The sequence below is a fragment of the Pseudomonas sp. A-R-19 genome, from assembly GCF_019956575.1.
Lineage (GTDB): Bacteria > Pseudomonadota > Gammaproteobacteria > Pseudomonadales > Pseudomonadaceae > Aquipseudomonas.
Genome location: NZ_JAHBDR010000033.1, coordinates 117,956 through 127,819, shown reverse-complemented (window position 1 = coordinate 127,819; position 9,864 = coordinate 117,956). Strand labels below are relative to the sequence as shown.

The window sequence follows — 9,864 nt, the reverse complement described above, 5'->3', positions numbered from 1 at the left end:
GTGTCATTCAGCATTGATGTGACTGAAACACCGCCTTCGCGAGCAAGCCCGCTCCCACATGGAGTTCGCCGCACTGCAGAACTACCCATAAAAACAACAAAAGCTTGCCCAGAGATCGACTGCCATGGCCGCACCCGCCTCGCCGCTGTCCCACGACGCCATCATCCAGGACTCCTGGTCCCGATGCCGCGCGTTCGGCCTCAGCCATCAGAGCGCGCCGGCCTTCGACCAATTGCCGGCCGCGGGCATCGCGCAACTGTTGGAGAGCCAGCATTCGCTGGTGCAAACCACCCATCAGGAAGTGCTGCCCTACTACGAGAACATCCTGAGCAACTCCAATTGCCTGATCATGCTCGCCGACCATCAGGGCCAAGTGCTCACGTCCTGGGGCACCCAGCGCTTTATCGAACCGAAACTGGCCCGAGGCTTTAGTGCCGGCGCCAGCTGGATGGAGCGCTGCACAGGCACCAACGCCATCGGCACCGCCCTGGCCTGCGAACAAGCGGTGCACATCGAGCACGATGAACACTTCCTCAAGGCCAACCGCTTCATGACCGGTTCCGCCGCGCCGATTTTCGATGCCGAGCGCAAGGTGATCGCGGTGCTGGACGTGTCCAGTGACAGCTACCTGCCGCCCTCCCACACCCTGGGCATGGTCAAGATGATGAGCCAGACCGTGGAAAACCGGCTGATCCTCAACCTGTTCCATGGCCAGTATTTCCAGCTGACGTTCAACACCGGGCTGAACAACCTCGACAGCCAATGGGCCGGGTTGCTGATCTTCGATGAAACCGGCCAGGTGCTGTCGGCCAATCGCCGGGCCGACAATTTGCTGGGTATCAGCCTGTCGCGGGTCAGTGTCGAGAGCCTGTTCAAGGTCTCGCTGCTGGAATTGCTCAACCAGCCCGAAGGCCTGCCCTTCGCCCTGCAAACCTCCGGGCGCAACCGCTTCCAGTGCCTGTTGAAGCGGCCGAAACAGGCATCAATTCAACCTCGAGTGTTCACCGAGCCGATTGTCGCTGCACCCGCGGCCATCAGCCTCAACTCCCTGCATTTCGGCGACAGTCGCGTGGAAAAAGCCGTGCGTCAGGCCGAGCGCTTGCTGGAAAAAGACATTCCCTTGCTGATCCATGGTGAAACCGGGGTCGGCAAGGAAGTGTTCGTCAAAGCCCTGCATCAGGCCAGCTCGCGCAGCAAACAGGCGTTCATCGCCGTCAACTGTGCAGCGATTCCCGCCGAACTGGTGGAATCCGAGTTGTTCGGTTATGAGAAAGGCGCGTTCACCGGCGCCAACCAGAAAGGCAGCATCGGGCTAATCCGCAAGGCTGACAAAGGCACGCTGTTCCTCGACGAAATCGGTGACATGCCGCTGCCAACCCAGGCGCGACTGTTGCGGGTGTTGCAGGAGCGTTGCGTGCAGCCGGTAGGCAGCAGCGAGTTGTTCCCCGTGGACTTGCGCATCATTTCAGCGACCAATCGCTCGTTGCGCGAACAGGTACAACTAGGGCGGTTTCGTGAGGACCTGTATTACCGCATCGGCGGCCTGACTCTGGAACTGCCACCGCTAAGAGAGCGCAGCGACAAAGAGGCACTGTTCAAGCGCCTGTGGGAACAGCACCGTGAACCCGCACAATGGGCCGGTCTGAGCCAGGAAGTGCTGGCGCTGTTCTGCCGGCATCCCTGGCCGGGTAACTTGCGCCAGGTCAGCAGCGTTATTCAGGTCGCCCTGGCCATGGCCGAGGAACAACCGATACGGCCGGAGCATTTGCCGGATGATTTTTTTGTCGATCTGGAGATGGAGCCGGTGGAGACGCCGGAGCAATTGGCCGTGGATCTGAATGATGCAGAGGATTTGAACCGGCAGTTGCAGGCGGTCGGCGGGAATATTTCCTACCTGGCGCGCAGGCTTGGGGTGAGCCGCAATACCCTTTACAAGCGGTTGCGCCAGGCTGAATGACAAGTTGGCCGAACGGGCCCCTTCGCGGGCAAGCCCGCTCCCACAGTTGATCTTTGGTGTGTTTGAGTTTTGTGTACGACGCAAATCCAATGTGGGAGCGGGCTTGCTCGCGAAGGCGTCAGTTCTGCCACCTCAGAATCAGAAGCCCCCAAAAAAACAAAAACCCGCACAAGGCGGGTTTTGTTTTGTAGCCAGTAACGCCATCAGTCAGCCAGACGCCAGGTCGTGCCGCCCTTGCCGTCTTCCAGCACCACACCCATGGCGGTGAGCTGGTCGCGGATGCGGTCGGATTCGGCCCAGTCCTTGCCGGCACGTGCCGCCAGGCGCGCAGCGATCAGCGCTTCGACTTCGGCTGCATCCACGCGCCCTTCGGCGCCCGCTTGCAGGAAATCATCGGCTTCGAGCTGCAACACACCCAACACGCTGGCCAGTTCTTTCAAACGGGCTGCCAGACCGGCCGCGGCATTGAGATCGCTCTCGCGCAGACGGTTGATTTCACGAACCATCTCGAACAACACCGCGCAAGCTTCCGGCGTGCCGAAGTCGTCGTTCATCACCTGGGTGAAGCGCTCGACGAAGGCTTCGCCGCCAGCAGGCGCCACGCTCGGCAGGCCTTTCAATGCGTGGTAGAAACGCTCCAGGGCGCCCTTGGCGTCCTTGAGGTTGTCTTCCGAATAGTTGATGGCGCTGCGGTAGTGGCTCGACACCAGCAGATAACGCACGACTTCCGGGTGGTACTTGCCGAGCACGTCGCGAATGGTGAAGAAGTTGTTCAAGGACTTGGACATCTTCTCGCCATTGATGCGAATCATGCCGCAATGCATCCACGCGTTGGCGTAGGTCTTGCCGGTCGCCGCTTCGCTCTGGGCGATTTCGTTTTCGTGGTGCGGGAACTCAAGGTCGCTGCCGCCGCCATGAATGTCGAAGGTTTCGCCCAGGCAGCAGGTCGACATCACCGAGCACTCGATGTGCCAGCCCGGACGACCGGCGCCCCACGGCGATTCCCAGCTCGGCTCACCCGGCTTGGTGGCTTTCCACAGTACGAAGTCCAGCGGGTCCTGCTTGGACTCGTCAACTTCGATCCGTGCGCCGATGCGCAGGTCTTCGATCTTCTTGCGCGACAGCTTGCCGTAACCCATGAACTTGGCGACGCGGTAGTACACGTCGCCATTGCCCGGTGCGTAGGCATAACCCTTGTCGATCAGGGTCTGGATCATGCTCAGCATGCCCGGAATGTGATCGGTGGCACGCGGTTCCATGTCCGGCTTGAGGATGTTGAGGCGCGCCTCGTCCTCATGCATTGCAGTGATCATGCGTTCGGTCAGCGCGTCGAACGGTTCGCCGTTCTCGCGGGCACGATTGATGATCTTGTCTTCGATGTCGGTGATGTTGCGCACGTAGGTCAGGTTATAACCGCTGAACCGCAGCCAGCGGGTCACCAGGTCAAACGCGACCATGCTGCGGCCGTGGCCAATGTGGCAGTAGTCGTACACGGTCATCCCGCAGACGTACATGCGCACGTTGTTGCCATCCAAAGGCTTGAAAACTTCTTTGCTCTTGGTGAGCGTGTTGTAGATCGTAAGCACTTTAATTCCTTGACGCTAAATCACTGGCCCCACGAATCACGCAGGGTCACGGTACGGTTGAATACCGGCTGACCAGGTTTCGAGTCCTTCAAATCAGCAACGAAGTAACCTTCGCGCTCGAACTGGAAACGGTCTTCCGGCTGTGCGTTGCCCAGCGAAGGCTCGGCACGACAACCGGTGAGTACCTGCAGCGAGTCAGGGTTGATGTTGTCCAGGAAACTGGCGCTGTCTTCGGCCTTCTCAGGGTTGGCCGAACGGAACAGACGATCGTACAGGCGCACTTCGCACTCGACGCTGGCAGCGGCCGGCACCCAGTGCACCACGCCTTTGACCTTGCGACCTTCCGGGTTCTTGCCCAGGGTGTCGGGATCGTACGAGCAGCGCAGTTCGACGATGTTGCCATCGGCGTCCTTGATCGCTTCGTCGGCACGGATCACGTAGCTGCCGCGCAGACGCACTTCACCGGCCGGTTCCAGGCGTTTGTAGCCCTTTGGCGGCTCTTCCATGAAGTCTTCACGGTCGATGTAGATTTCACGGGCGAATGGCAGTGCGCGCACGCCCATGTCTTCTTTCGGGTGGCACGGCAGTTCGAGGTTCTCGACCTGGCCTTCCGGGTAGTTGGTGATCACGACTTTCAGCGGACGCAGCACGCACATGGCACGCGGGGCGCTGTGGTCGAGGTCGTCACGGATGCTGAATTCGAGCATGCCGAAGTCGACCACGCCGTCGGAACGGTTGGTGCCGATCATTTCGCAGAAGTTGCGGATCGACTTCGGCGTGTAGCCACGACGGCGGAAGCCCGACAGCGTGGACATGCGCGGGTCGTCCCAGCCGTTGACGTGCTTTTCATCGACCAACTGCTTGAGCTTGCGCTTGCTGGTGATGGTGTAGTTCAGGTTCAGGCGGCTGAACTCGTACTGGCGCGGGTTGGCCGGCACCGGCAAGTGCTCGAGGAACCACTCGTACAGCGGACGGTGGCTTTCGAACTCCAGGGTGCAGATCGAATGGGTGATGCCTTCGATGGCATCCGACTGACCGTGGGTGAAGTCGTAGTTCGGGTAGATGCACCACTTGTCACCGGTCTGGTGGTGATGAGCGTGGCGAATGCGATACATGATCGGATCGCGCAGGTTCATGTTCGGCGAGGCCATGTCGATCTTGGCCCGCAGCACCCGTGCGCCGTCCTTGAACTCGCCGGCTTTCATGCGGGCGAACAGGTCCAGGTTCTCTTCGACGCTGCGCTCGCGGAACGGGCTGTTCTTGCCCGGTTCGGTCAGGCTGCCACGGTATTCCTTGGCTTGCTCCGGGGTCAGGTCGTCGACGTAGGCATTGCCGGATTTGATCAGCTCAACGGCCCAGTCGTGCAGCTGGTCGAAATACTGCGAGGCGTAGCGCACTTCGCCGAACCATTCGAAGCCCAGCCATTTGACGTCGCTTTCGATCGCGTCGATGTATTCCTGGTCTTCCTTGGCCGGGTTGGTGTCGTCGAAACGCAGGTGCGTGACGCCGCCGAACTCCTGGGCCAGGCCGAAGTTCACACAGATCGACTTGGCGTGGCCGATGTGCAGGTAGCCGTTGGGTTCAGGCGGAAAACGGGTGACGATCTGCGTGTGCTTGCCCGAGTCCAGGTCTGCCTGGATGATCGGCCGCAGGAAGTTGACCGGCACGGCAGGGCCGGTCTTGGCATTCGAGGTAGGGTCGACAGTGGGCTTGCTCATAGGATCCTTGAACGTACAAGTGCGTGGCCGTAATGAAGGCCGGACAAAACAAAGCCGCTATCATAGCCGATGCCGTCAAGTACCTGACAGAGCGCACTCTGTAAACCGTCGTATTTAATAGGCCGTAAATGAAAAAACAGCCTCGAAATTCGTGCCTGTCACGCTAAACTGCGCACCTTGGCCGAGACAGGCTGAACCGGTTGCGGGATGGAATGTCCCAAAACCACGAATTCATAAAGTGAGTAACGATCATGACCCAAGTCAAACTGACTACCAACCATGGCGACATCGTCCTTGAGCTGAACGCCGACAAAGCCCCGATCACCGTGGCCAACTTCGTCGAGTACGTTAAAGCCGGTCACTACGAAAACACCGTTTTCCACCGTGTCATCGGTAACTTCATGATCCAGGGCGGCGGTTTCGAGCCAGGCATGAAAGAAAAGAAAGACAAGCGCCCAAGCATCCAGAACGAAGCTGACAACGGTCTTTCCAACGAAAAATACACCGTCGCCATGGCCCGTACCATGGAGCCGCATTCGGCTTCCGCACAGTTCTTCATCAACGTGGCCGACAACAGCTTCCTGAACCACAGCGGCAAGAACGTGCAAGGCTGGGGCTACGCAGTGTTCGGTAAAGTGACCGCCGGCCAGGACGTTGTCGACAAGATCAAAGGCGTGGCCACCACGTCCAAGTCCGGCCACCAGGACGTACCAGCAGACGACGTGATCATCGAGAAAGCCGAGATCATTGAGTGATATTGCTGATTTCAGATTTGCATCTGGAAGAGGAGCGCCCGGACATTACCCGGGCGTTTCTGGATTTGCTCGCCGGACGCGCCCGCTCGGCGAGTGCGTTGTACATTCTGGGCGACTTCTTCGAGGTGTGGATTGGCGACGACGCCATGACACCCTTCCAGCGCTCCATCTGCCAGGCCCTGCGCGAACTCAGCGACAGCGGCACGGCCATTTTCCTGATGCACGGCAATCGCGACTTCCTGCTCGGCAAGGCGTTCTGTAAAGAAGCCGGCTGCACCTTGCTGAAGGATCCGAGTGTCGTGCAACTCAACGGCGAGCCGGTGCTGCTGATGCACGGCGACAGCCTCTGCACCCGCGACGAAGCCTATATGAAGCTGCGTCGCTACCTGCGCAACCCGATCACCCTGTTCATCCTGCGGCACTTGCCGCTGCGCACCCGGCACAAACTGGCACGCAAGCTGCGCAGTGAAAGCCGCGCGCAGACGCGGATGAAGGCCAATGACATTGTCGATGTCACGCCGCTGGAGATTCCGCGGATCATGCAGCAATACGGGGTGAAGACCCTGATCCACGGCCATACCCACCGCCCCGCGATTCACAAGTTGCAGCTTGGCGAGCAAGCGGCCAAGCGCATTGTGCTGGGGGATTGGGATCGTCAAGGGTGGGCGTTGCAGGTCGATGAGCAAGGGTTTGCGCTGGCGCCGTTCGATTTCGCCCCGCCGCCGCAGCTCGCTGCACCGGCAAACTAGCGTCGAGCACAAAATCTGTGGGAGCGGGCTTGCTCGCGAAGAGGGAGTGTCAGTCGACATCTGTATTGACTGATCCACCGCTTTCGCGAGCAAGCCCGCTCCCACATGGGTTCTACGGTGTTTGTTAGTGTCCGGTAGAAGCCGCAGGCCCGGCCTTCGCCGTAAACGGCGGCTTGGCCAGCCACACAATCAATATCAAGCCCATGAACATCCAGCCCAGCAGGGTGAAGTAGTCCACCGTGGACATGATGTACGCCTGGCTGATCACCATCTGGTCCAGCTGCGTATAAGCCTTGGCCCCGGCCCCGCCCAGGTTGGTCAGTGCTTCGCGGGTCGCCGGGTCGAACGGAGTGATGCTTTCGGTCAGGTAGGCGTGATGCTGATCGGCCCGGCGAATCCAGATCCAGGTGGTCAACGACGCCGCGAAACTACCGCCCAACGTCCGCAAGAACGTCGCCAGCCCCGAACCGTCGGCAATCTGGCTTGGCGGCAGGTCCGAGAGCAGGATGGTCAGGGTCGGCATGAAGAACAGCGCCACGCCGATCCCCATGAACAACTGCACCAGGGCGATGTGCTGGAAGTCCACTTCGTTGGTAAACCCGGCGCGCATGAAACAGCTCAGGCCGATGGCCAGGAACGCCCCGCCCGCCAGCAGGCGCATATCGAATTTGGGCGCGTATTTGCCGACAAACGGCGCCAGCAACACCGGCAGGATCCCCAGTGGCGCCACTGCGAAACCGGCCCAGGTCGCGGTGTAGCCCAGTCGCGTTTGCAGCCACTGCGGCAGAATCAGGTTGATCCCGAAGAACCCCGCATAGCCCAGGATCAGCACGATGGTGCCGTAACGGAAGTTGCGGTGGGCGAACAGGCGCAGGTTGACCACCGGATGCTCGTCGGTCATTTCCCAGATCACGAAGAACGCCAGGGCTACCACCGAAATGACCGAGCCGATCACGATGAAACTGGATTCGAACCAGTCGGCATCGTTGCCCTTGTCGAGCACAATCTGCAACGCCCCGACACCGATGATCAGCGCGATCAAGCCGACGTAATCCATTGGTTGGCGACTGGTGACCACCGGGCGCTTTTTCATCTGCTGGGTCACCACCCACGCGGCGAACAGGCCGATGGGCACATTGATGAAGAAAATCCACGGCCAGCTGTAGCTGTCGGTGATCCAGCCGCCGAGAATCGGCCCGGCAATCGGTGCAACCACCGTGACCATCGCCAGCAGCGCCAACGCCAGCCCCCGTTTCGCCGGGGGGTAAACCGCAATCAGCAGGGTCTGGGTCATCGGGTACAGCGGCCCGGCCACTACGCCCTGCAGCACCCGGAAGCCCACCAGCTCGGGCATCGAGGTGGCAATCCCGCACAAAAACGAAGCCAGCACGAACAGCAATGTCGCCCAGACAAACAGCTTCACCTCGCCGAAACGGCGGCTGAGCCAACCGGTCAGCGGCAAGGCGATGGCGTTGCTCACCGCAAACGAAGTGATGACCCAGGTGCCCTGCTCCGAACTCACGCCCAGGTTGCCGGAAATCGTCGGCAATGCCACGTTGGCGATGGTGGTGTCGAGCACTTGCATGAAGGTCGCCAGCGACAGGCCGATGGTGCTGAGCAGCAGGCTGGGCGGCGTGAAAGACGCGTTATTGCTCATGGTGAATCCCTTGAAACCTGATCGGCACTGCGCCTTTTACAAACGCAGCTAACCCTGTGGGAGCGAAATGTGGCGAGGGGGCTTGTCGGAACGCCGAACCGCCCCGCTTGAGTGCGCAGCACTCACAAGCTCTTCGATACATCGGAAATTTTGGGGCTGCTACGCAGCCCAACGGGGGCAAGCCCCCTCGCCACAGGTCGCCCCACAGGGTCGATGTGATGGCATATCAGCGTTGCGCGGTCTTGCTGACCGCTGCGCTGTTGTCATGGATCAGTTGCGCGATCATCGCGTCGGCCTCGGCCAACTGACGGTCGTAGACGTTAGTGCTGAACGAAGCCTTCTGCGGCGGCTGTTGCGCCAGCACCGGGCCGCTCTGGTCGTGCAGGTCGACATCGACCATGGTCGACAGGCCGACCCGCAGCGGATGTTTGGCAAGCTCCTCGGCATTGACGTGGACCCGCACCGGCACGCGTTGCACGATCTTGATCCAGTTGCCGGTGGCGTTCTGCGCCGGCAGCAGGGCAAACGCGCTGCCGGTCCCGGCGCCGAGGCTGTCGATGGTGCCGCTGTACTTGACGTCGCTGCCGTAGAGGTCGGTTTCGATCTCCACCGGTTGGCCGATGCGCATGTCACGCAGCTGGGTTTCCTTGAAGTTGGCGTCGATCCACAGCTGATCCAGCGGGATCACCGCCATCAGCGCGGTACCCGGTTGTACACGCTGACCCAGCTGTACAGAGCGTTTGGCCACATAACCGGTAACCGGAGCGATCAGGACGCTGCGCGAGTTGTTCAGATAGGCCTGGCGCAGTTGCGCGGCGGCCGCCATCACGTCCGGGTGCGATGAAACCACGGTGTCATCGACCAGCGCGCTGGTGGTCTTGAGCTTTTGCTCGGCGTTGGCCAGGGCGTTTTGCGCCGAGGTCAGGTCGTCGCGGGCGTGAGACAGTTCTTCCTGGGAAATCGCCCCGCCGGCGGCGAGGTTCTTGCGCCGGCTGAAGTTGTCCTGGGCTTTTTGCACTTCGGCTTTCTGCGCATTGACCTGGGCTTTCATACCGTCCACATCGCTGTACAAGCCGCGCACCTGGCGCACGGTGCGGGCCAGATTGGCCTGGGCGTTTTGCAGGCCGATTTCGGCATCGTTCGGGTCGAAATTCACCAGTACCTGGCCTTCATGGACCAGATCGCCGTCATCGGCACCGATGCTGACCACGGTGCCGGTGACCAGCGGGGTGATTTCCACCACGTTGCCGTTCACATAGGCATCGTCGGTGCTTTCGCTCCAGCGCCCGTAAAACTCGTGGTAAGCCCAGACACCCGCGCCGCTGAGCACGACGGCGGCAGCGAGGACCAACAGCATGAATTTGCGCTTGCCCGAGTTGGGGTTGCCTTGAGTGTTTTCAGGAGGTTGAGTTGTATCGGCAGTGGCCATGACAAGTACCTTG

At 60.5% G+C, this 9,864-nt stretch carries 7 protein-coding genes; 3 read left to right on the top strand and 4 right to left on the bottom strand.

Annotation, left to right across the window (positions count from 1 at the left end; all coding sequences use genetic code 11):
• Nucleotides 1-124: 124 nt before the first annotated feature.
• A complete protein-coding gene (locus KGA88_RS04040) occupies nt 125-1,957 on the top strand; it encodes a sigma-54-dependent Fis family transcriptional regulator (RefSeq protein ID WP_223589128.1) in 1,833 nt (610 codons plus the stop codon).
• 203 nt (nt 1,958-2,160) lie between these two features.
• Here KGA88_RS04040 and cysS read toward each other — a convergent pair whose 3' ends face one another.
• Nucleotides 2,161-3,543 (bottom strand): cysteine--tRNA ligase, encoded by a 1,383-nt coding sequence (gene cysS / locus KGA88_RS04035; RefSeq protein WP_223589126.1) that lies wholly within the window; start codon nt 3,541-3,543, stop codon nt 2,161-2,163.
• Between the two features lie 20 nt (nt 3,544-3,563).
• Complete coding sequence (locus KGA88_RS04030; protein ID WP_223589124.1) at nt 3,564-5,261, bottom strand: glutamine--tRNA ligase/YqeY domain fusion protein; 1,698 nt, start codon at nt 5,259-5,261, stop codon at nt 3,564-3,566.
• A 251-nt stretch (nt 5,262-5,512) separates the two neighbouring features.
• Here KGA88_RS04030 and KGA88_RS04025 point away from each other — a divergent pair, with 251 nt between their 5' ends.
• Both KGA88_RS04025 and lpxH read left to right on the top strand, forming a co-directional pair.
• A complete protein-coding gene (locus KGA88_RS04025; protein ID WP_110661356.1) occupies nt 5,513-6,016 on the top strand; it encodes a peptidylprolyl isomerase in 504 nt (167 codons plus the stop codon).
• Nucleotides 6,013-6,765 carry a UDP-2,3-diacylglucosamine diphosphatase gene (gene lpxH, locus KGA88_RS04020; protein WP_223589122.1) on the top strand — a complete coding sequence of 251 codons (753 nt, stop codon included), beginning with the start codon at nt 6,013-6,015 and terminating at the stop codon, nt 6,763-6,765. The genes KGA88_RS04025 and lpxH overlap by 4 nt, the downstream gene beginning before the upstream one ends.
• A 124-nt stretch (nt 6,766-6,889) precedes the next feature.
• On the opposite strand, the gene KGA88_RS04015 is transcribed toward lpxH, so the two are convergent.
• Together KGA88_RS04015 and KGA88_RS04010 are read right to left on the bottom strand one after the other, a co-directional pair.
• Nucleotides 6,890-8,422: a DHA2 family efflux MFS transporter permease subunit gene (locus tag KGA88_RS04015; protein ID WP_223589119.1), complete on the bottom strand. Its 1,533-nt coding sequence runs from the start codon at nt 8,420-8,422 to the stop codon at nt 6,890-6,892.
• 226 nt (nt 8,423-8,648) lie between these two features.
• The gene (locus KGA88_RS04010; RefSeq protein WP_223589117.1) at nt 8,649-9,851 is read right to left on the bottom strand and encodes an HlyD family efflux transporter periplasmic adaptor subunit; all 1,203 of its coding nucleotides are present in this window, start codon (nt 9,849-9,851) and stop codon (nt 8,649-8,651) included.
• Nucleotides 9,852-9,864: the final 13 nt, after the last annotated feature.

Coding starts and splice junctions, on each gene's coding strand:
- KGA88_RS04010 (WP_223589117.1), bottom strand. CDS start 9,851: ATGGCCACTGCCGATACAACTCAACCTCCTGAAAACACTCAAGGCAAC.
- KGA88_RS04025 (WP_110661356.1), top strand. CDS start 5,513: ATGACCCAAGTCAAACTGACTACCAACCATGGCGACATCGTCCTTGAG.
- KGA88_RS04030 (WP_223589124.1), bottom strand. CDS start 5,261: ATGAGCAAGCCCACTGTCGACCCTACCTCGAATGCCAAGACCGGCCCT.
- KGA88_RS04040 (WP_223589128.1), top strand. CDS start 125: ATGGCCGCACCCGCCTCGCCGCTGTCCCACGACGCCATCATCCAGGAC.
- KGA88_RS04015 (WP_223589119.1), bottom strand. CDS start 8,422: ATGAGCAATAACGCGTCTTTCACGCCGCCCAGCCTGCTGCTCAGCACC.